17 protein-coding genes, 1 tRNA gene and 1 other RNA gene are annotated in these 21,536 nt (G+C 67.8%); 12 read left to right on the top strand and 7 right to left on the bottom strand.

The features are described 5' to 3' along the window. Nucleotides 1–11: 11 nt before the first annotated feature. The gene (aceE, locus tag BJ960_RS08225; protein WP_121072147.1) at nucleotides 12–2,738 is read right to left on the bottom strand and encodes a pyruvate dehydrogenase (acetyl-transferring), homodimeric type; all 2,727 of its coding nucleotides are present in this window, start codon (nucleotides 2,736–2,738) and stop codon (nucleotides 12–14) included. A gap of 248 nt (nucleotides 2,739–2,986) precedes the next feature. On the opposite strand from aceE, the gene BJ960_RS08220 reads away from it, so the two are divergent. Next, nucleotides 2,987–3,448, top strand: coding sequence for a peroxiredoxin (locus BJ960_RS08220; RefSeq protein WP_185986920.1), 462 nt, complete (start codon nucleotides 2,987–2,989; stop codon nucleotides 3,446–3,448). 93 nt (nucleotides 3,449–3,541) lie between these two features. Here BJ960_RS08220 and BJ960_RS08215 read toward each other — a convergent pair whose 3' ends face one another. Both BJ960_RS08215 and BJ960_RS08210 read right to left on the bottom strand, forming a co-directional pair. Continuing rightward, nucleotides 3,542–5,560, bottom strand: a complete 2,019-nt coding sequence (locus tag BJ960_RS08215) for a BCCT family transporter (RefSeq protein WP_372430585.1) — start codon at nucleotides 5,558–5,560, stop codon at nucleotides 3,542–3,544. A 399-nt stretch (nucleotides 5,561–5,959) separates the two neighbouring features. After that, nucleotides 5,960–6,035: transfer RNA gene (locus tag BJ960_RS08210), tRNA-Val, on the bottom strand. Nucleotides 6,036–6,194: 159 nt separating this feature from the next. Between BJ960_RS08210 and BJ960_RS08205 the strand changes: the two genes are divergently transcribed. Both BJ960_RS08205 and BJ960_RS08200 read left to right on the top strand, forming a co-directional pair. Beyond that, nucleotides 6,195–7,358 (top strand): DUF998 domain-containing protein, encoded by a 1,164-nt coding sequence (locus BJ960_RS08205; RefSeq protein ID WP_185986918.1) that lies wholly within the window; start codon nucleotides 6,195–6,197, stop codon nucleotides 7,356–7,358. Next, nucleotides 7,355–7,846, top strand: a complete 492-nt coding sequence (locus BJ960_RS08200) for a flavin reductase family protein (RefSeq protein WP_185986917.1) — start codon at nucleotides 7,355–7,357, stop codon at nucleotides 7,844–7,846. Before BJ960_RS08205 ends, BJ960_RS08200 begins: the two co-directional genes overlap by 4 nt. Before the next feature lie 7 nt (nucleotides 7,847–7,853). Here BJ960_RS08200 and BJ960_RS08195 read toward each other — a convergent pair whose 3' ends face one another. Genes BJ960_RS08195 through BJ960_RS08185 form a run of 3 tightly spaced genes read right to left on the bottom strand, consistent with a single transcriptional unit; the run spans nucleotide 7,854 to nucleotide 10,843 of the window. After that, nucleotides 7,854–8,507, bottom strand: a complete 654-nt coding sequence (locus BJ960_RS08195; protein WP_121072141.1) for an MBL fold metallo-hydrolase — start codon at nucleotides 8,505–8,507, stop codon at nucleotides 7,854–7,856. Between the two features lie 6 nt (nucleotides 8,508–8,513). Then, a complete protein-coding gene (locus tag BJ960_RS08190; protein ID WP_185986916.1) occupies nucleotides 8,514–9,365 on the bottom strand; it encodes a universal stress protein in 852 nt (283 codons plus the stop codon). Between the two features lie 38 nt (nucleotides 9,366–9,403). Beyond that, nucleotides 9,404–10,843, bottom strand: a complete 1,440-nt coding sequence (locus tag BJ960_RS08185) for a glyceraldehyde-3-phosphate dehydrogenase (protein WP_121072137.1) — start codon at nucleotides 10,841–10,843, stop codon at nucleotides 9,404–9,406. Between the two features lie 237 nt (nucleotides 10,844–11,080). On the opposite strand from BJ960_RS08185, the gene BJ960_RS08180 reads away from it, so the two are divergent. The 6 genes from BJ960_RS08180 to rnpB all read left to right on the top strand — a co-directional run bounded on the left by BJ960_RS08180 (nucleotide 11,081) and on the right by rnpB (nucleotide 15,772). Continuing rightward, nucleotides 11,081–11,992 (top strand): MetQ/NlpA family ABC transporter substrate-binding protein, encoded by a 912-nt coding sequence (locus tag BJ960_RS08180; protein WP_185986915.1) that lies wholly within the window; start codon nucleotides 11,081–11,083, stop codon nucleotides 11,990–11,992. A gap of 11 nt (nucleotides 11,993–12,003) precedes the next feature. Then, nucleotides 12,004–13,032, top strand: coding sequence for a methionine ABC transporter ATP-binding protein (locus BJ960_RS08175; protein ID WP_121072133.1), 1,029 nt, complete (start codon nucleotides 12,004–12,006; stop codon nucleotides 13,030–13,032). Next, nucleotides 13,032–13,691: a methionine ABC transporter permease gene (locus BJ960_RS08170; protein ID WP_185986914.1), complete on the top strand. Its 660-nt coding sequence runs from the start codon at nucleotides 13,032–13,034 to the stop codon at nucleotides 13,689–13,691. Before BJ960_RS08175 ends, BJ960_RS08170 begins: the two co-directional genes overlap by 1 nt. 9 nt (nucleotides 13,692–13,700) lie before the next feature. Continuing rightward, nucleotides 13,701–14,591: a Nif3-like dinuclear metal center hexameric protein gene (locus tag BJ960_RS08165; protein ID WP_185986913.1), complete on the top strand. Its 891-nt coding sequence runs from the start codon at nucleotides 13,701–13,703 to the stop codon at nucleotides 14,589–14,591. A 9-nt stretch (nucleotides 14,592–14,600) separates the two neighbouring features. Next, the gene (locus tag BJ960_RS08160) at nucleotides 14,601–15,329 is read left to right on the top strand and encodes a zinc ribbon domain-containing protein (RefSeq protein WP_185986912.1); all 729 of its coding nucleotides are present in this window, start codon (nucleotides 14,601–14,603) and stop codon (nucleotides 15,327–15,329) included. A gap of 64 nt (nucleotides 15,330–15,393) precedes the next feature. Further along, nucleotides 15,394–15,772: RNase P RNA component class A (rnpB, locus tag BJ960_RS08155), an RNA gene on the top strand. A 128-nt stretch (nucleotides 15,773–15,900) separates the two neighbouring features. Here rnpB and map read toward each other — a convergent pair. After that, nucleotides 15,901–16,770 carry a type I methionyl aminopeptidase gene (gene map / locus BJ960_RS08150; protein ID WP_121072125.1) on the bottom strand — a complete coding sequence of 290 codons (870 nt, stop codon included), beginning with the start codon at nucleotides 16,768–16,770 and terminating at the stop codon, nucleotides 15,901–15,903. 37 nt (nucleotides 16,771–16,807) lie between these two features. Here map and BJ960_RS08145 point away from each other — a divergent pair, with 37 nt between their 5' ends. The 3 genes from BJ960_RS08145 (at nucleotide 16,808) to BJ960_RS08135 (ending at nucleotide 21,477) form a co-directional block, all read left to right on the top strand. Then, nucleotides 16,808–17,011 carry a methionine aminopeptidase gene (locus BJ960_RS08145; RefSeq protein WP_183075207.1) on the top strand — a complete coding sequence of 68 codons (204 nt, stop codon included), beginning with the start codon at nucleotides 16,808–16,810 and terminating at the stop codon, nucleotides 17,009–17,011. A gap of 99 nt (nucleotides 17,012–17,110) precedes the next feature. Beyond that, nucleotides 17,111–18,448, top strand: a complete 1,338-nt coding sequence (gene glnA, locus BJ960_RS08140) for a type I glutamate--ammonia ligase (RefSeq protein WP_185986911.1) — start codon at nucleotides 17,111–17,113, stop codon at nucleotides 18,446–18,448. Between the two features lie 8 nt (nucleotides 18,449–18,456). Continuing rightward, entirely contained in the window at nucleotides 18,457–21,477 is a 3,021-nt protein-coding gene (locus tag BJ960_RS08135; RefSeq protein WP_185986910.1) for a bifunctional [glutamine synthetase] adenylyltransferase/[glutamine synthetase]-adenylyl-L-tyrosine phosphorylase, read from the top strand. Nucleotides 21,478–21,536: the final 59 nt, after the last annotated feature.

Raw genomic sequence — 21,536 nt, 5'->3', positions numbered from 1 at the left:
CCGTTCGCCCGTTAGGCGTCTCCGCCTGCGCCGCCCGTGGTTCCGGCGTTGACGTCGGAGAGCTTGTACTTCTCAGCGGCGGCAACGGGAACGCTCGCGTCGATCTTGCCCTCGAGCGCGAGGCGCTGCAGCACCTTCACGACGAGCGACTCGCGGTCGATCTTGAAGTAGCGGCGAGCCGCGGCGCGGGTGTCGGAGAAGCCGAAGCCGCTCGCGCCGAGCACCGAGTAGTCGCCCGGCACGTAGGGACGAATCTGCTCGGGGACCTCGGGCGTCCAGTCGCTCACGGCGACCTTCGGGCCCTCAGCATCAGCGAGCTTCTCGGTGAGGTACGCGGTGCGCTGCTCGCCGCCGAAGTTCTCGAAGTTGTGCTGGTCGGCAGCCAGGCCGTCGCGCTGGAGCTCGCCCCAGCTCGTGACGCTCCACACGTCGGCGGCGACATCCCAGTCCGTCGCTAGGAGCTCCTGCGCCTCGATCGCCCACGGCACAGCGACGCCCGAGGCGAGGATCTGCGCCTTGTGCGTGCCCGCCGACGCGGCGCTCACGCGGTGGATGCCGCGGACGATGCCGTCCACGTCCACATCCGCCGGCTCGGCAGGGTGGATGATCGGCTCGTTGTACACCGTGAGGTAGTACATGACGTTCGGATCCGAGTGCGTTCCGCCGTACATCCGCTCGACGCCCGAGCGCATGATGTGCCCGATCTCGTAGCCGTAGGCGGGGTCGTATGAGACGACCGCGGGGTTCGTCTGCGCGAGCAGCAGCGAGTGGCCGTCGGCGTGCTGCAGCCCCTCACCCGTCAGGGTGGTGCGGCCGGCGGTCGCGCCGATCATGAAGCCGCGGGCCATCTGATCGCCTGCCGCCCAGATCGCGTCGCCGGTGCGCTGGAAGCCGAACATCGAGTAGAAGATGTAGATCGGGATCAGCGGCTCGCCGTGCGTGGCGTACGAGGTGCCGACGTTAGTGAACGCGGCGGCGGCGCCTGCCTCGTTGATGCCGACGTGGATGAGCACGCCCTGCGGGCTCTCCTTGTAGGCGAGCAGCAGCTCGCGGTCGACCGAGGTGTAGTTCTGGCCGTGCGGGTTGTAGATCTTCGAGGTAGGGAAGTACGAGTCCATACCGAACGTGCGCGCCTCGTCGGGGATGATCGGCACGAACCGGCCACCCATGTTCTTGTCGCGCATGAGGTCCTTGAGCAGCCGCACGAAGACCATCGTGGTCGCGGCCTCCTGCGTGCCAGAACCCTTCGCTGCGATCGCGTAGCTCTTCTCCTCGGGCACGGCGAGATCGATGTGCGTCGACCGGCGCTCGGGGAGGTAGCCGCCGAGCTCGCGCCGGCGCTCGTGCATGTACTGGATCGTCGGATCGTTCTCGCCCGGGTGGTAGTACGGCGGGAGGTACGGGTTTTCCTCGAGCTGCGCGTCCGAGATCGGGATGTGCATCGTGTCGCGGAAGAGCTTCAGATCCTCGAGCGTCATCTTCTTCATCTGGTGGGTCGCGTTGCGGCCCTCGAAGTGCGGTCCGAGACCGTAGCCCTTGATTGTCTTCGCGAGGATCACTGTCGGGCGGCCCTTGTGCGCCATGGCTGCCTGGTAGGCGGCGTAGACCTTGCGGTAGTCGTGGCCACCGCGGCGCAGGCCCCAGATCTGGTCGTCCGTGTAGTCCTTGACGAGGTCGAGCGCGCGCTCGTCGCGACCGAAGAAGTGTTCGCGCACGAACAGGCCGCTCTCGGCCTTGTAGGTCTGGAAGTCGCCGTCCGGCGTGGTGTTCATGAGGTTGAGCAGCGCGCCGCTCGAGTCGCGGGCGAGCAGGTCGTCCCACTCGCGGCCCCAGACAACCTTGATGACGTTCCAGCCGGCGCCGCGGAAGTAGCTCTCGAGCTCCTGGATGATCTTGCCGTTGCCGCGGACAGGGCCGTCGAGGCGCTGCAGGTTGCAGTTCACGACGAACGTGAGGTTATCGAGGCCCTCGTTCGCTGCGACCTGCAGCTGGCCGCGGCTCTCGACCTCGTCCATCTCGCCGTCACCGAGGAACGCCCAGACGTGCTGATCGCTCGTGTCCTTGATGCCGCGGTTGTGGAGGTACTTGTTGACCTGCGCCTGGTAGATCGCGTTGATCGGGCCGAGACCCATCGACACCGTCGGGAACTGCCAGAACTCGGGCGCGAGGCGCGGGTGCGGGTAGCTCGGCAGCGCGTTGGGCGCGTGCGACTTCTCCTGGCGGAACCCGTCGAGCTGGTCGGCGCTGAGCCGGCCCTCGAGGAACGCGCGGGCGTAGATGCCGGGGGAGGCGTGGCCCTGCACGAAGATCTGGTCGCCGCCGCCGGGGTGATCCTGCCCGCGGAAGAAGTGGTTGAAGCCGACCTCGTAGAGCGACGCTGCCGATCCGTAGGTCGAGATGTGGCCGCCGACGCCGATGCCGGGCCGCTGCGCGCGGTGCACGGTCATCGCCGCGTTCCAACGGATCCACGAGCGGTACTGGCGCTCGGTGTCGTGATCGCCTGGGAAGCTCGGCTCGTTCTCTGACGCGATCGTATTCACGTAGTCGGTGGTCGGAACCATCGGCACGCTGAGGTGCAGCTCGCGCGAGCGCTCGAGCAGACTCGTCATGATCTCGCGACCGCGGCCGGGGCCGTGCGTGTCTACGACGCCGTCAAGCGACTCGCGCCATTCGGCGGTCTCAGCGGGATCCATGTCTTCGTGATCCTGCGAGTAAGGATCTTGTGTGTTCACAGCCACGGAAAGTGCTCCATTCGCCACCACGCGCCAAACCATGGGCATATGGGTTTAGCCCCGGTGAGCACGCAACTCATAAAACTCCCCGCAAGGTTAGCGGGCACCTTCCAGACTAGCGAACATCCACGACTAAACGCAGAATCCAAGTGGTGTCTGTGTGAATCCCGAACAATATTTCTTCTGGGCCGCCACTAGTCTTGGGCATACAAGATCCGCTAAGCGGCGCTGCGGCGCATGAAAGGTTTTTGACAATGGTTCTAGAGGTCGGCGCGATCGCCCCGGATTTCACGCTTTCTGACCAGCACGGCGAGGAGCTCACGCTCAGCGAGCTCGTCGCCGAAGGCCCCGTTGCGCTCGTGTTCTTCCCGCTCGCGTTCTCGGGCATCTGCACCGGCGAGCTGTGCGAGCTCCGCGACAACCTGCAGGTGTTCGAGGACAGCAAGGTTCGCCTCGTCGGCGTTTCCGTCGACTCGGTCTTCGCCTTGAAGGCGTGGGCGCAGGCCGAGGGCTACGAGTTCTCGATCCTGTCAGACTTCTGGCCGCACGGCGCCGTGTCCAAGGAGTACGGCGTGTTTATCGAGGAGCGCGGCATCGCGACCCGCGCCACCCTCGTGATTGGGGAGGGTCGCACGGTGCTCGCCTCGTTCGAGACCGCGCCCGGCGAGGCGCGCGACTTCGGCGCGTACCGCGAGGCTATCGCCGCTATCGCCTAGCGAGGACTGCCAACCGGAACGCAACGGCGGCCCGCACCGAGCATGCTCGGTGCGGGCCGCCACCGCGTGTGGGGCCCAGGGCCCGCGGGAACGCTAGCGCTTGCCGTGCCGGTCCGTCCGATCCGGCTTGCCGGATTTCGCGGGCTTTCCAGCCTTGGCGGGCTGGGCGGCGGTCGTTCGCCTCGCTGGGAAGGCGCCCCGGGTGCGGGATATCCGGTAATCGATGCGGTCATCAACATAGGTTTCGATCGCCTGATTGTCGCCGATCCTCTCGGCGAACTGGGTCGTCATGTGCTCGGTGAGACGCTCGATCCTTGCGGTGCGCTCCGCCCGTTCGAGGACCCTGTCGTCGATGCGCAGCGCCTTCACCGTCGCGAAGGCCATGAGGAGCAGGATCACGCTGAACGGCAGCGCGGTCGCGAGCGCCGCGGCCTGCAGCGACTTCAGCCCGCCCGCGAGCAGCAGCGCGATCGCGACGAGCCCCTCGATCACGGACCAGAGCACGCGCGACCACGTCGGCGGGTTCGGGTGGCCGCCGGAGGCGAGCATGTCGACGACAAGCGAGCCAGAGTCGGACGAGGTGATGAAGAAGATCGCGACGAGCAGGATCCCGACGACCGAGAACATCGTGCCGAGCGGCAGGTCACCGAGGATCTTGAACAGCACACTGTCGACGTCGAGCTTGCCGTCCTCGACAAGATCGCCCGCGCCGAAGAACTGCCGGAATAGGCCGCTCCCGCCGAGCACGGAGAACCAAAGAATGCCGACGAAGGTCGGAACCAGCATGACGCCGGCGACGAACTCGCGCACGGTGCGCCCGCGGGAGATGCGGGCGATAAAGATCCCGACGAAGGGGGACCACGAGATCCACCAGCCCCAGTAGAAGATCGTCCAGTTCGCGAACCAGCTCGTGCCCTCGCCGCGCTGGAACGCCCCGACATCAAACGTCATCTGCATGAAGTTTGCGAGATAGAAGCCGAGTGACTCGGTGAGGTTCTGGAACAGGAACAGCGTCGGGCCGAGCAGCAGCAGTGAGATGAGGAGCGCCCCCGCGAGCGACAGGTTGATGTTCGAGAGCCACTTCATGCCGGCGCCGATCCCGCTGATCACCGAGAACATGGCGACGAGGGTGACCGCGATGATGAGCACGACAAGGGTGGTGTTATCGACGCGGTCGACGATGCCGATCTCGAGCATGCCCGCCGAGATCTGTTGGACGCCGAGCCCGAGCGACGTGGCGACGCCGAAGACGGTGCCGAGGATCGCGAGCACGTCGATGACGTCGCCGGTCCAGCCCTTCACGCGCTCGCCGAACAGCGGCTCAAGCGCCCAGCGAATTGAGACCGGACGCCCGCGGCGGTGGATCGCGTAGGCGATCGACAGGCCGATGATCGCGTAGATCGCCCACGGGTGGATGCCCCAGTGCACGAAGGTCTGGGCCATGGCGAGGCCGGCGATCTCCGCCTGGCTGCCCTCCCAGCCGGGCTTTGGGTCGACGGTGGCGTAGGTCAGGGGCTCGCCAACGCCGTAGAAGACGAGGCCGATGCCCATGCCCGCGGCGAACAGCATCGAGAACCACGACAGCAGCCCGAACTCAGGTTCGTCGTCGTCGCGGCCGAGCCGGATGCGGCCCAGCCGGGAGAACCCGAGCGTCGCAGCGATCGCGATGAACGCCGCGACGATGAGCATGTAGTACCAGCCGAGGTTCTCGACGATCCACCCCTGCACCGAGCTGAACGTTGCCTCGGCCGAGTTCGGCCAGAAGGCGGCGTACGCCACGAGCACGAGGATGATGACGAGCGCCGGCCAGAAGACGCGGGGAGAGATCATGCCCTTGCCGATCCGGACCCCGTGAGTGCGCAGCTTCGCCGTGATTCGCTCGTCGCTGTCGTCGTCGTTAATCTGGACTGCCTCGTGCAGGTGCACGGTGTCGGGCAGGTCGAGATCCCCGGGCTCGAGGAGCAGCGCGCCCGTGGTTGCGGGCGGCTCCTGAACTGGCGCCGCCTCGGCAGCGATGTCCTGCGGCTCGGGGACGGCGCCGGGCTGCGGCTCGGGCGGCGTGTGGCCGGGCTCTGGCGTGTGGCCGGGGGGAGTGCGCTCAGTGGAGCTCACGAAATCATCTCCGTCGTGGTGCACGTCGCAGCAGACACAGGGGGAGCCATCGAGACGCTTCCCCACTGCGCGACTGATGTGAGTGTGCTGTTCGTTGGTGCTTGCGATGCAGGGAACTATCTTTGCACAGACCGGCCGCTGGCTGAAGTGCTGGCCTCCGGCGGGGCCCGAGCCACGACACGCGCGCATGCTCGCCGCATGCTCGCCGCATACTCGCCGCCACGGTATGGGATCGGCGGTACTAATCCCCGAAGTGGCCGAGCCTGGCAGACGAATGGCAGATCCCAGACGGAGTGATCGAGGCGGACGGGCTCGACGGACCTGGAGAGGGTGCTGGCTGCTCCACGGGCTCCCCGCAACGAGAACACCCCCTTCCGGAACAACCGGAAGGGGGTGGAGTGGTGGGCCCGGCCGGGATCGAACCGACGACATCCACGGTGTAAACGTGGCGCTCTACCAGCTGAGCTACAGGCCCTCCGTTCGCCGAAGCGAACTCGATCAGTCTAGTGTGGAATCGCGCGAGAACCGAAATCGATGGGACCGCGTGTCGCGCCGATTGAACGGACCCCAGTTGACCACACACGCTATGCCTCAGCCTGAGCCGGACGGCCACCCTCGAGGCGACGGAGAGGCGATGCCCGGGACGCCCCAGGGCTGGCGTTTCCGGCCGGCAGGCAGCGGCTCGGCCGCCATTGAATCCCGCGCGACGCAGCTCGCTGTCGGGGCGTTCGTTGTTGCAGCGATCCTGACGACTCTGCTCATGCCTGGTCTCCGGCTTCCGCTCGCAGGCGAGGGCTCGCTCGGCAACATCACGGCCTGGTGTGCGGGCGCCGGCGCCGGGCTCGCCTACCTGCTCGCGCACCTCGTCGAGACGAAGCGTGGGCTGCACCGCTGGCGGGGCGAGCTGCCGCGCGCTAAGCGCATCTTCGACGCGTTCGCGCTCACCCTCGCGACGGGCATGCTCGCCTACCTCGCGATCATGGCGATTGCGAGCCTGTTCCAGCTTGGATTTCAAGGCCTGACGGTTGACCCAGTCGGCGGCGGAGTGCTCGCAGGCGCTGCGGCCGCGGCGATGACCTACATCGGGGCACTCGTCGGGTCCCGCGTGACGTCGGAGTCGATCGCGCTGCTCGCGACGCTGCAACTGTTCACTGGCACGATGGCGAGCATGGTGAGCTCGCCCGATGCGTCCTGGTGGCAGCTGCACTTCTCGCAGCTCGGCAACGAGGCTGGGCAGAGCGGGTACAGATTCAACGTCTCGCTCATCATCACCGGATTCGTGCTCATCGCGCTTTCGAACTACATCGGCAACGACGTACGCCGCGGGCTTGTGGCGCGCGACGCGGACGACCCGAAGCTTGTCCGGCTGCTTTCCTGGTTGTTTGCGGCGATCGGCATCTGCATGGCAATCGCTGGGGCCGTCCCCGACGCCGAGAACATCGTCGTGCACGTTGGTGCTGCGAGCGGCATGCTGGTGGTGTTTGCGGTGCTGGTGTTCGTTTCGCTCCGGCGAATCGTGGACGTGCCTCGGGAGCTCGCCGTGTTCTCGCTCATTGTCGTTGTCGGCATCGTCGTCGCCGTGCTGCTGTGGGTCCCGTTCGGGTACTACAACCTCACGGGCACCGAGTTCATGGCCGCGAGCCTGCTGTTCGCGTGGCTCACCGTGTACGTTCGCACATTGGCGGCCTACGCAGAACCGCGGGGAATAGCCCCCGCCGCTTCCGGGTTGGACCGGGGGACGGCCGGGGTTCCGGCCGCACCCACGAATGGTGAGAGAACCGCGGAGGACGATCGGTGAACGAGTTTGAGGCTGGCGATGCACTGAAGCGGGCGTTCCGCGATCACCCGGCTGGTGTCGGGCTGATCACCGCGCAAACGCCCGACGGCCCAGTCGGCCTCACCGTGTCGAGCGTCGCCTCCGTGGCAGTCGACCCGCCGGCGCTCTCCTTCTCGGTGACGCGCGCGACAGGCAGCGCCGGGGGAGTGCTGCACGCCGATTCGTTCGTGGTGCATCTGCTCGACGCCCGCCACGCCGAGATTGCTCAGACGTTTGCCGTCTCGGGGACCGAGCGCTTCACGCCGGAGCAGGGCTGGGACACGTTGCCGACAGGGGAGCCGCTGCTGCGCGATGTGCGCGTCGCCCTGCGGTGCCGCTCGCTGCACCAGCTCGAGGTCGGATCGTCAGTGATCGTCGTCGCAGGCGTGCTCGACGCTCACTTCGGAGAGGCCGCCGAACCGATGAGCTACATCGACCGCACGTTCAGGCGCCTCGGCGAGCAGCTCTAGCCCCGAGCTATTTGGTCTGCGCGGCCCACGCGGCGATCTGCGGGGCCTCGGCGCCGATCGTCGTCGCCGAACCGTGCCCGGGGAGCACTGTCGTGACCGCGGGGAGCGTGAGGAGCCGGTCGCTGATCGACTCGATGAGCTGCGGAAAGCTCGAGTACTCCCAGCGCGTGGCGCCAGGGCCGCCCTCGAAGAGCGTGTCGCCGGAGAGCAGCGTTCCGAGCGAGCCCGCGTAGAAACTCACCGATCCCGGCGTGTGCCCCGGGGTGTGCAGGGTCACCAGCTCGGCGCCAGCGACAGAGAACGTCGCGCCGTCGGCGAGCTCGAAATCGGGGAGCCTGTCGCTGCCGTGCGTGTCCTCCCACAGGAAGAGGTCGGCGGGGTGCAGGTAGAGGTGCGTGTCCAGCGCGTCCGCGAGGGCGATCGCTGCGTTCACGTGGTCCTCGTGCCCGTGGGTGAGCAGGATCCCGAGCGGATCACGGTCTCCAACGGCCGTCACGACCGCGTCTGCGTCGTGGGCGGCGTCAATGATCAGCGCGGTGTCGTCGTCTCCGACGATCCAGACGTTGTTATCGAGCGGAACGCCCTCCGGCGGGTACCCGGGGCGGCCTGCCCCGAGTACCCCGAAGGTGACGACGCGCTCGATGCGAAGATCGCCAGCCATAGATGATTACTCCGCGCGCGTTACGACGGTCGTGCACGGCAGCGCGTTGAGCACGCCGTGGCTGACCGACCCCAGCAACAGGCGCGAGATGCCGCCCCGTCCGCGGCTGCCGACGACGACCATCTCAGCAGTCTCGGCGACCTGAAGCAGCGCGGTCACCGGCGGCGCCTGCACGATCTCGCGGCGCACCTCGAGGTCGGGATAGCGCTCGGCGAGGCCCGCGGTGCCGATGGCAATGGACTCCTCGGCAGCGGCCTGCTGCGCGGTCACGAGCTCCTCGCTCCAGAGGTACTCGAGCCCTGGCGTGAGCGGCGGCATCCACGCGTAGACGGCGACGAGGGGAACGCCGCGGAACGACGCCTCTTCAGCAGCGAACGCGATCGCGCGCTTCGAGGCCTCGGACCCATCAACGCCGACGACGACGCCGCTTCCGGCGTCCTCCTGCTCGGCGGGGATGACGGCGACTGGGCAGTGCGCGACGGCGGCGATCTTCACGGCGCGGGTGCCGAAGACCGAGCCAGCGAACTTACCGCCCGTGTGCGCCCCGAGAACCAGGAGGTCCGCGTGCTTCGACGCGGCCTCGACCTCGGCGATCGGGTGGCCGACGACGGCGCTACCGGCGATCTCGCCGGTGAAGCCGAGCTCGGTGCGGGCCCGCTCGATCTCGTGCGCGAGCATCTGCTCGGATGCGGCCTGTGCCTCGGAGAGGAACGCAACACTCTCGGACAGGAAGGAGTCGTCGGCGACGTGGATGAGCTCGACGGACGCGCCACGCTCGGTCGCTCGTGCCAGGCCCCACTTCAGGGCCGCGCGGCTGTGATCTGATCCGTCAACTCCGATGAGGTACTTCTCGGACATAACGAGTTCCTTCCTGTACGGGTGTCTGTGTCTTCAGCTTACTTGGCCAGGGCGGGAAGCTGCAGGGGGTGTCCGCCCGCGAGCTGCTCGATAATGCGAACAACCTGGCAGCTGTAGCCGTACTCGTTGTCGTACCAGACGTAGAGCACTGCGCTCGAGCCGGTGACGAGGGTCGCGAGGCCGTCGACGATGCCGGCACGGTTCGAGCCGACGAAGTCGGTCGAGACGATCTCGGGCGACTCAACGTAGTCGATCTGCGTGCGCAGGCTCCCGGTGAGCGACACCTGCTCGAGCAGGGCATTCAGCTCCTCGGTGGTCGTCTCGCGCTCGAGCTGCAGGTTGAGGACGGCCATCGAGACGTTGGGTGTCGGAACGCGGATCGCGTTGCCGGTGAGCTTGCCCTCGAACTCGGGCAGCGCCTTGGCGACGGCCTTCGCCGCGCCGGTCTCGGTGAGGACCATGTTCAGTGCGGCCGAGCGTCCGCGGCGGTCTCCCGAATGGAAGTTGTCGATGAGGTTCTGGTCGTTCGTGTACGAGTGGACCGTCTCGACGTGGCCCTGCTTCACGCCGAAGGTGTCGTTCACGACCTTGAGCACGGGGGTGATCGCGTTCGTGGTGCACGAGGCCGCGCTCAGGATCGCGTCTGCGTCGCTGATCTTGTCGTTGTTCACGCCGTAGACCACGTTCAGCAGGTCGCCCTTGCCCGGGGCGGTGAGGATGACGCGGGAGATGCCCGAGTTCTCGAGGTGCTTGCCGAGGCCCTCGGCGTCGCGCCACCGGCCCGTGTTGTCGACGAGGATCGCGTCCTCAATGCCGTACGACGGGTAATCGACGTCTGCCGGGTCGCTCGAGTAGATCACCTGGATGCGGACGCCGTTCGCGAGGATGACGTTCTCGTCCTCGAGCACCTTGATGGTGCCGTTGAACGGGCCGTGCACCGAGTCGCGACGCAGGAGGTTCGCGCGCTTCTGGAGATCGTTCTCGCCGTTCTTACGGACGACGATGGCGCGCAGGTTCAGGCCGTTCTGGCTGCCGGCGTGCTCGATCATGATGCGAGCGAGGAGACGGCCGATGCGGCCAAAGCCGTACAGCACGACGTCGCGGCCGGTTGCGGGCTGGGCCGCGAGTGCCGGTGCGAGCTCGGTGCGCAGGTACGCCTCGAGATCGGTGGTCGCCGCGGCGCGGAAGCCGTTCGCGAGCAGCGCGAGATCGATCGATACGGGCCCGGGCTGGATCGCGGTGAGCGCCTCGACGATCGCTGAGGTCTCGGCGATGTCGAGCTCGACGTCGTCGATCTTGCGCGCGTAGCTGTGGGCCCGAATGATGTCGATGGCAGAGCGGCCGATCAGGCTGCGGCCGTGGACGGACATGACGATGTCGTGATCGCGGTAAAGCTGACCGATGAGCGGGATCATCCGCTCAGCCAGTGCCTGCTTTGTGTTCCAGGCCTCGAGGTGGTCAGTTGTGGGCTGATTCATGTGAACCGACGGATCCTTCCGATGTACTCGGGTGCCGATGATTTCCGCCCCGACTCGCTGAATGTTCGACCTCAGTATCCCATGCGCATGACGCAATGTGACGCTCCGATTGGGGGATTCGCGCCGTTCCGGCGAGGATTGTCTAGTACCGGTCGGGGCATAGTGATTCTTGCCACTGCGCAAGATTCTCGCCACCGCACCGACCCACGCTCCGCACACCTAACGAAAAGGAACATCATGTCTGTGAAGAAGCGCAGTCTCATCGCCGCATCGGTCGCGGCACTGGCCATCGCCGCAACCGCACTCACCGGCTGCGCGAGCGACTCGGCGCCCGGCGCCGACGACGCACAGACCGAGGGCCCGGTGCGCATCGGCGTCGTCCCTGGCGGCCAGCCCTACTGGGAGACCTTCGTTGAGGAGGCCGAGAAGGAGGGGATCGAGGTCGAGATCGTCGACTTCAGCGAGTACCCGCAGCCGAACCCGGCAGTCTCGGCCGGTGACCTCGACCTCAATCAGTTCCAGCACATCATCTACCTCGCGACCCACAACGTTGACGCCGACGACGACCTCGTCGCGCTCGGCTCGACCGTCGTGTACCCGCTCAACCTGTTCTCGAGCAAGTACACGGATGTGAAGGTCATCCCCGAGGGCGGCACCATCGCGATCCCGAACGACGAGTCGAACCGCGCCCGCGCCCTGCTCGTGCTCCAGAAGCTCGGCCTGCTCGAGCTCAAGGACGGCGGCAGCGCAACCTCGACCCCCGACGACATCGTCGCCGACAAGTCGCGCGTGAAGGTCACCGAGCTCGCGGCGGACATCATCCCGGCCTCGCTGCCCGACGTCGACGGCGGCATCGTGAACAACGACTTCGTTGAGCTCGGCGGGCTCGACTTCAAGGACTCGCTCGGCTCGGATAGCGCCGACGACGCTGCGGTGGAGCCGTACACGAACATCTTCGCGGCGCGCGCCGAGGACAAGGGCAACGAGACCTACCTCAAGCTCGTCGACATCTACCAAAACAACGAGACCTTCCAGGCCGCGCTGAAGGACTACGTCGGTGAGGGTGCCGTCTCTGTGAAGCTCTCGCAGGACGACCTCGCGAAGCTCCTCGCGGACGCCGAGGACAGCTACCGCGCGACCAAGGGCTAAGCTCGTTCTTCATGACGAAAGTTGAACTGCAGGGGGTCGGCAAACGGTATCCAGCCCGCGGCCGGTCCGGCACCGAGGTGGTCGCCGTCGACGATGTCTCCATCGACATCGCATCTGGCGAGATCCACGCCGTGATTGGTTACTCGGGCGCAGGCAAGTCGACCCTGCTTCGGCTCGTCAACGGCCTGGAGCGGGCGACGAGCGGCGCGATCCTCGTGGACGGCGTCGACATCACCGCCCTTTCCGAAGCCAAGCTGCGAAGCGTCCGGTCACGCATCGGCATGATATTCCAGCAGTTCAACCTGTTCCACTCGCGCACCATCGCGAAAAACGTGGAGTATCCGCTCGTTGTGGCGGGTACTCCACGCCCGGAGCGCGAGGCCAGAGTGGCCGAGCTCCTCAGCTTTGTCGGGCTCTCGGACTACGCCGCCTCACATATCGAGCAGCTGTCCGGCGGCCAGAAGCAGCGCGTCGGCATCGCTCGCGCGCTCGCGACGAACCCCGGCCTCATCCTCGCGGACGAGGCCACGAGCGCGCTCGATCCCGAGACCTCCCGTGAGGTGCTTGCACTGCTCACGAAGATCAACCGCGACCTCGGCGTCACGATCCTGCTCATCACGCATGAGATGGACGTGGTGCGCGAGATCGCCCACCGCGTCACCGTCATGGAGGCCGGCAAGGCTGTCGAGCAGGGCGAGGTGTTCGAGGTGTTCTCGAACCCGAAGACCGACACTACGCGGCGCTTCGTCTCGACAGCGCTCCCGACCGAGCCGGACCCCGCACACCTCCGCGCGCTGCGCGAGAAGCACCGCGGCAAGCTCATCGCACTCACCTTCCGCGACGGCGGCGCAGATCAGCCGATCGTGTTCCAGACCCTCGCCGACCGCGGCGTCGGCGTGAACATCGTTCACGGCGGCATCACTGACGTCGGCGGCCGCACCTTCGGCAAGCTCACGCTCGAGCTCATTGGCGAGGGCGTGCAGGTCGAGCACGCCATCGCAGCCCTCGCACAGCAGACCGAGCTGGAGGTGCTCGCGTAATGGACCGCCTGATTGAACTCCTCCCGAAGATCGGCGATGCGACGGTCGAGACGCTCATCTATGTCGCCTTCGCGATCACGATCGGCGGCCTCATCGGTCTCATCGTCGGGGTCCTCCTCACGACGACCCGGCGCGGCGGCATCCTGCAGAGCACGCCAACGTTCTGGGTGCTGAACCTGCTCGTGAACTTCTTCCGCCCGATCCCGTTCGTGCTGATCCTGATGCTCCTACAACCGCTGGCGCGCATGGTCACCGGTAAGGGCATCGGCGGCCCCGCCCTCATTTTCTCGCTCGTCGTTGCTGCCGCGTTCGGGATCTCCCGCCTCGTCGAGCAGAACCTGCTCACCGTGCCGCCCGGCCAGATTGAGGCGGCCCGTGCGATGGGCGCCGGCCCGCTGCGGATCATCTTCACTGTCCTCATCCCAGAGGGCCTCGGCCCGCTCGTGCTCGGGTACACGTTCGCATTCGTGGCGATCGTCGACATGTCCGCGATGGCGGGCATCATCGGCGCGGGCGGTATCGGTAACTTCGCGCTGCAGTACGGCTATCGCCAGTCGAACCCGTGGGTCACATGGGCGTCAGTGCTCATCATCGTCGTGATCGTGCAGATTGCACAGCTCGTCGGCAACGTGACGGCGCGGAAGCTCCTCAGGCGCTAGCCTCGAGGCATGACGAACACCGCAGCTGTCGCACCCGACCCCTCCGCGCCCGCGGCGCAGACCCTTGCAGACCTCCGGCGGGTCGCCGAGGAGATGTGGCCGGCAGACACGGCCGAGTCGTGGGATCGCGTCGGCCTCGTGACTGGCCGCGGCGATGCCCCGATCCGGCGGGTGCTGCTCGCGGTGGACGCCGTCGGCGCGACAGTCGAGGAGGCGCTCGCCTGGGAGACGGACGCGCTCATCACGCACCACCCCTTGCTGCTGCGCGGGATCCACACGGTTGCGGAGGACACTGCGAAGGGTGCGCTCCTCGCCTCGCTGATCCGCGGCGGGTGCGCGCTCATTGCCGCCCACACGAACGCCGACCAGCCGGCCGGGGGAGTGTCCGACGTCATCGCGCGCCGCCTCGGCCTCATGGGGTCCCTGCCGATCGTGCCCCATGCTGCGCGGCCGGAGATCGGCATCGGGCGGATCGGAGCGCTCGCCGAGCCGGTCTCGCTCAGGACGTTCGCCGAGCTCGTGGCCGGTGTCATGCCGGCGACAGTCTCGGGCGTGCGAGTCGCGGGCGATCCTGATCGCCTCGTTCGCGAGATCGCGCTGCTCGGCGGCGCGGGCGACAGCCTGCTCGATCACCCGGCGGTGCGCGGCGCGGACGTCTACCTCACGTCGGATCTCCGGCACCATCCGGCCCAGGAGGCGCTTGAGCTCACGGCCGTCGCGGGCGGCCCCGCGCTCGTCGACGTGGCGCACTGGGCGAGCGAGTCGCTGTGGCTCGAGGGCGCGGCGGAGGAGCTCGCCGCTCGGCTGCCCGGCGTCGAATTTCGCGTCAGCACCCTCCGCACCGACCCGTGGAACTTCTCGGTCGGGGCGCGCCCGGGCGACGGCCGCAGCGCAGAGTAAGCTGGAGTCATGAAGGCTACCCCGCGCCAGCAGCTGTTGCTGCTCGATCTCCAGCAGCTCGACCACACCCTCGCGAGGCTCCGCAAGCGGAACGAGCAGCTGCCGGAACGCGCCGAGCTCACCGCACTCGAGGCGGAGCGCGACGAGGTCCGCAACCGCTACATGGAGGCGCAGCGCGAGCTCGACGCCAGGCGACTCGAGCTCTCGCGCATCGAGGCAGACGTCGCGGTCGTTGAGCAGCGCGAGCAGCGGGATCACGAACTCCTCGCGGCCAGCACCTCGGCGAAGGAAGCTCAGGCGCTGCAGGGCGAACTCGACACCCTCGGCCGCCGCAAGGGTGAACTCGAGGAGCGTCAGCTCGAAGCCATGGAGGTCGCCGAGGCCGCCGAGGCCGTGTTCGCCGAGGCAGAGCAGGTCCTCGCAGGCGTCGACGAGCGCCGCGACGCGATCAACGCGCGCATCGCGGCGGCAGAGGCCGAGACCGAGCGCGACCGCGCTGCGGCCGACACGGAGCGCGCAGGCAAGGCCGCCGAGGTGCAGGGCGACCTGCTCGCGCTCTACGAGAAGACCCGCGCGCAGGTCGGGATCGGGGCTGCACGCCTCCGGGCCGGCGTTTCAGAGGCGAGCGGCATGGCGTTGAGCCCCGCCGACCTCTCCACGATCAAGGCCGCGGCAGACGACGAGGTCGTGTTCTGCCCAGAGACCGGCGCCATCCTCGTGCGCGTCATCGAGGCCTAACAGCGGCCGATGCTCTGGCCCGGGCCGATGCAGTGCCCCACGACAGGCTAGACTGAGACCCGGAATGGGCCGGTGGACGGTTGCGTCCCGTGTCGCGTGCGACAGCGGGCCGAGGAACGTCCGGGCTCCGCAGGGGAGAACGGTGGATAACGTCCACCTGGGGCAACCCGCGAGAAAGTGCAACAGAGAGTAGACCGCCTGCAGTGGTTCGCCGCCGCAGGTAAGGCTGAAAGGGTGGGGTAAGAGCCCACCGGCGTCCGTGGTGACACGGGCGGCCAGGTAAACCTCGTTCGGAGCAAGGCCAGACAGCAGACGATGACGCGCCCCGCCGAGTCTGCGGGTGGGCTGCTAGAGGGCGTCGGCAACGGCGTCCCGAGATAGATAACCGTCGAAGCCGGTTTCGGCCGGCTGGACAGAACCCGGCGTACAGCCGGCCCATTCCCTTCTCGCCGCCGGGCCCACACCGCGAGCTCGCGAGCGCACACCTAATTCGCGAGCGCACACCTAATTGGGCCCAAGTTTGATGTGTTCTCGCGAAAATGAGGTGATGGGAGCGCCTCGGAGGCGGGCGCTACTCCGAAACGGTGAGGAGCTCGAAGCCGTCCTCGCGCACCACGATGGTGTGCTCGAACTGTGCAGTGATCGACTTGTCCTTCGTCGTCACCGTCCAGTTATCCGCCCACATGTCCCACTCGTGCGTGCCGAGCGTCAGCATCGGCTCGACCGTGAACACCATGCCAGGCACGATGAGGTCGTTGAACCGCGGCGCGGAGTCGTAGTGCGGGATGATCAGGCCGGTGTGGAACGACGATCCCACCCCGTGCCCGGTGAAGTCGCGGATCACGCCGTAGCCGAAGCGCTTCGCGTACGTTTCGATGACCCTGCCGATCACGTTCACCTCGCGCCCGGGCTTCGCCGCCCGGATGCCGCGCATCATTGCCTCGTGGGTGCGCTCGACGAGCAGGTCGACCTCCTCCGAGACCTCGCCGACACGGAAGGTGCGGTTTGTGTCGCCGTGGAAGCCGTCGAGGTACGCCGTGATATCGACGTTGACGATGTCGCCCTCCCGCAGCACCGTGTCGTCGGGGATGCCGTGACACACGACCTCGTTGACCGAGGTGCAGGACGAGGCAGGGTAGCCGCGGTATCCGAGCGTCGACGGATACGCGCCGGCCGCCACGACGACGTCGTGCCCGATGCGGTCGAGCTCGGCGGTCGTGACCCCCGGAGCAACGGCTGCGCCGACGGCGTCGAGCGCGCGCGACGCGATGCGCCCAGCTGCGCGGATCTTCGCGACCTCGGCCTCGGTGTACGTGTTGTCGCCCGTGTACGCCGGCGGCTCCTGCAGCCCGACGTATGGTGGCCTCGCAATCTCGCGAGGAACCGTGAGCGGCGCTGGCAAAACGCCGGGGATCAGATTGCCGTGATCGTCGAAAGGCATGGGTCTAGTCTAGGAGCAAGCCGACGAAGGGAAGCTCATGAGCAAGAAGGACTGGGGGATCAACGATCCCGAGGAAACCTACTGGTTCAACTCCAAGACTGGGGAGGTGGAGGAGGGCCCGCAATCCCTCGCCATCTATCGAATCGGTCCGTTCAAGACCCGCGAGGAGGCACAGCGCGCGCCGAAGCTTCTTGCCGAGCGCGCCCGCGAGTGGAACGAAGAGGACGAAGAAGAGTACTAGCCGGTGGGGGCCCCGCATCCCGCGGGGAGGACGCCGGGGCGGTAGGCTGAAAGTCGCACCGGACCCGGTGCAAGACCGCGCCCCGAAAGGAGCTGCAGCGTGAGCAAGCAGAGAGATTTCGTGCTTCGTACGATCGAAGAACGGGGGGTGCGCTTCGTGCGCCTCTGGTTCACGGACGTCGCCGGTGCGCTGAAATCGGTTGCGCTCGCGCCCGCCGAGGTCGAGGGCGCATTCAGCGAGGGCATCGGGTTCGACGGTTCGGCGATCGAGGGCCTGACGCGCGCGTACGAGTCAGACCTGCTCGCGGTGCCAGACCCATCGACGTTCCAGATCCTGCCGTGGCGCGGGGAGACCGAGCCGACGGGGCGCATGTTCTGCGACATTCGCACGCCCAACGGTGAGCCGGCAGTGTCCGATCCGCGGAACGTGCTCAAGCGCACGCTCGCCCAGGCGGCAGACATGGGCTTCTCGTTCTACACCCACCCAGAGATCGAGTTCTACCTGCTGAAGTCGAAGGAGATCGGCCCCGAGGGCCCGATCCCCGTTGACCGCGCAGGCTACTTCGACAACGTTCCTGGCGGGACGGCGCACGACTTCCGCCGCGAGAGCGTGAACATGCTCGAGGAGCTCGGCATCTCAGTCGAGTTCAGCCACCACGAGGCGGGCCCCGGTCAGAACGAGATCGACCTCCGATACGCCGACGCTCTCGCGACCGCCGACAACATCATGACCTTCAGGTCTGTGGTGAAGGAGGTCGCGATCGCGCAGGGCGTCCACGCCACATTCATGCCGAAGCCGCTCGCCGGCCAGCCCGGCTCGGGGATGCACACGCACGTCTCGCTCTTCGAGGGCGAGGAGAACGCGTTCTATGACCCCAGCGCGAAATACCAGATGTCGGTCACCGCGCGCCGCTTCGTCGCCGGCGTGCTCAGGCACGCGCCAGAGCTCACCGCCGTGACGAATCAGTACGTGAACTCGTACAAGCGGCTGTGGGGTGGCGACGAGGCGCCGTCGTTCGTGAGCTGGGGCCACAACAACCGCTCGGCGCTCGTCCGCGTCCCCATGTACAAGCCAGGGAAGGGCGGCGCTGCGCGGATCGAGTACCGCGGCATGGACAGCGCGGTGAACCCGTACCTCGGGTTCTCGGTGCTGCTCGCGGCCGGTCTCAAGGGCATCCGCGAGGAGTACGAGCTACCGCCGGAGGCCGAGAACAACGTCTGGGCGCTGAGCGACGGTGAGCGCCGCGCGATGGGCTTCGACCCGCTCCCGCAGAGCCTCGAGCACGCCCTCGCGGTGATGGAACGTTCGGAGCTCGTCGCTGAGACGCTCGGCGAGCAGGTGTTCGCGTACCTCATTCGCGACAGCCGCCGCGAGGTGGACGAGTACCGCAGCCAGGTGACGCCGTTCGAGCTCAAGTCGATGCTCGACACGATCTAGCGGCCACGATGACGGAGCCTGGAGTCTCCCGACCCGGCCGGCGTGGCGAACTCGGCGGCTACGCGCGGGCAGGGTTCCAGCACCTCACCGCCGCGCGCGAGGGCCTCGCTGACCTGGCGCGCGCCCTCGGCACGGCCGACGAGCTGGCGCTGCTCGACGGCCTGAGCGCCGCCGCGGACCCCGACACCGCGCTTGCCGTGCTGACGCGCATCGCTGAGGAGGAGGGCCCGCGGCTCGCCGCCCTCGACGCGTTTGCGTGGCGCCGACTGTGCCTGCTCGTTGGCGCGTCGCCGGCGCTCGGCGAATTCCTGTACCGGCACCCGGACCTCATCGATGGGATTGTCGCGCGCGACGGCCGCCTGCCGAGCGGCGACGAGGCGCGTGACGAGCTGCTCGCCGCCGTCACTCCGGACGGGACGCCGCTCGCGGGGGAGGCCGGCTGGAACGCGCTCAGGATCGGGTACCGCGCGCTGCTCGCCGGTGTCGCGCTCTTCGACCTGACGAGCGCCGGGGCCCACGGGGCCGCTCCCGACCCTCGCCCGGCATTCGAAGCGGTCGCCGCGGCACTGTCGAGCCTCGCCGACGCCGCGCTTGAAGCGGCGATCGCGGTCGGTCGGGCCACGCTTCTCGCCGAGGGGGCAACGCCGCGCGTCGCTCCGGAGAAGTTCACAGACCTCAGGTTCGCGGTGATCGCCATGGGGAAGTGCGGTGCCGAGGAATTGAACGTCGTCTCGGACGTTGACGTCATGTTTATCGCCGAGGGCGACGAGCGCGCGGCGACGGCGCTCGCGCGAGAGGTGATGCGAGCGATTCAGGATCCCGCGCTTGAGCTCCCGCTCTGGCAGGTCGATCCGAACCTGCGCCCTGAGGGACGGCAGGGGCCGCTCGTGCGCACGCTGTCGTCCATGCTGAGCTACTACGACAGGTGGGCGAAGGCGTGGGAGTTCCAGGCGCTCATCAAAGCGCGGGCGTGCGCGGGCGATCTTGCACTCGGCGAGGAGTTCGTCGCGGGAACCAGGCCGCTCGTCTGGGCGTCCGCGAACCGTGAGGACTTCGTCGGCTCCGTGCAGCGCATGCGCGAGCGGGTCACGGAGCATATCGCCCCGGAGGAGCTGCCACTCCAGATCAAGCTCGGGCCCGGCGGCCTGCGCGACATCGAGTTCAGCGTGCAGCTGCTGCAGCTCGTGCACGGCCAGCACGACGAACAGCTCCAGCTGCGCGGCACGCTGCCGGCGCTGCGCGCGCTCGTCGAGGACGGCTACGTTGCGCGCTCGGACGGCGAGCGGCTCAGCGAGCACTACCGGACACTGCGCGTGCTTGAGCACAGGCTCCAGCTGCGCGACCTGCGACGCACCGCGCTCATGCCGAGCGACGACGAGGGCCGACGTGTGCTCGCGCGCGCGTCGGGACTCGCCCGCGACGCCAAGGAGCTGAGCTCGCTCTGGGACCGGGTGCGCCGTGAGGTACGGGAACTCCACCTGAAGATCTTCTACGCGCCGCTCCTGAGCGCCGTCGCTGCGCTGCCCGACGAGGAGTTCGTGCTCGGGACCGCTGAGGCGAAGGCACGACTGTCGAGTATTGGCTTCCTCGATCCTGATGGCGCCTCGCGGCACCTTGCTGCACTCACCAGCGGCCCCTCCCGGAGCGCGAAGATTCTCCGCAATCTCACTCCCGTGCTGCTGCAGTGGCTCGCGCTCGGCACCGATCCTGATTTCGGTCTGCTCGCCTTCCGCAAGGTGAGCGAGGCGAACCGGGAGGCGTCCTGGTACCTGCGCCTGCTCCGTGACGGCTCGCTCGCTGCCGAACGGCTCACGCTGCTGCTCGCGAACTCGAAGTACGCCGCCGGGCTCCTCGAGGGGTATCCCGAGGGGGTCGCCTGGCTCGAACGGGACGCGCTGCTCGAGCCGCCAGCGCCCGAGGCGCTGCTCAGCGAGATGCGCTCGCTCGTATCTCGCAGGCCCTCAGCACAGTCCGCAGCGGAGCGGCTGCGCCGGGTGCACCGACGGGAGATTCTCAGGCTCGCCATGGGGCGCGTCGTCGGCGTGCTCGACGAGGACGCTGTCGCGCGCGGGCTCGACGGCGCACACACGGCGCTGCTCGATGCACTGCTCTCGGCGATCCGAGCGCACGCGGGCGGAGAGAGCGAGGCGCCCGAGATCGCGCTCGTCGGCATGGGCCGGTTCGGTGGCGGGGAACTCGGATTCGCGTCAGACATCGACCTCATCGCCGTGGCTCGCGGCGGCGCGACAGGCACCGGACCCGTCTCGCCGGCCGCGAAGGTCGTCACCGAACTGCGTACCCTCGTGTCCGACCCGCGGTTCCCGGTGGACCTCGACTTTGACCTGCGCCCAGAGGGGAAGAACGGCCCGCTCGTCCGCAGCATCGACTCGTACCGGAGCTACTACGAGCGCTGGTCTGCCACCTGGGAGGCGCAGGCGTTGCTGCGCGCGCGCCACGCCGCCGGCGACGGGAGCCTGAGCGCGGAGTTCTTCGCGATGGCGGACCCGATCAGATACCCGGCGGAGTTCCGGGAGGAACAGCTCCGTGACGTGCGGCGCATGAAGGCTCGCGTCGAAGGGGAGCGGTTGCCGCAGGGGCAGGACCCCGCGATGCATCTGAAGCTCGGGCCGGGCGGCATCAGTGATGTCGAGTGGCTCGTGCAGCTGCTCCAACTCCAGCACGGTGCCGAGCACCCGGAGCTGCGCACCGTCTCGACGCTGGCCGCGCTGTCCGGCGCTGCCCGGCTCGGACTCATCGACGCGGACGACGCGGTGACTCTCGAGGACGCCTGGCGCCTCGCAAGTACGTTGCGCTCGGCGATGCGACTGTGGAACGGCAGGGGGACCGACTCGCTTCCACGCGACTGGCGTGACCTCGCGGGCATCGCCGGTGTGCTCGGGTTGCCGCGCGACCGCACCAGTGAACTCGTGGAGCGCTGGCACACCGTCAGCCGACGGGCGCGGGCCGTGTTCGAGCGCGAGTTCTTCGGGTACCGCGAGGACGAACTGTTTCCCGAGGTGCAGGCCTGACGAGCGCGCGCCCTGGCATGGTGGTGCTTCCGCGACGTCGCTGCGTCCGTTGTGTCGCT

Origin of the sequence: Leucobacter aridicollis, assembly GCF_013409595.1 — a bacterium.
Lineage (GTDB): Bacteria > Actinomycetota > Actinomycetes > Actinomycetales > Microbacteriaceae > Leucobacter > Leucobacter aridicollis.
Note: the sequence above shows the minus strand (reverse complement) of the source record. Positions and strands in the feature narration are given on the sequence as shown.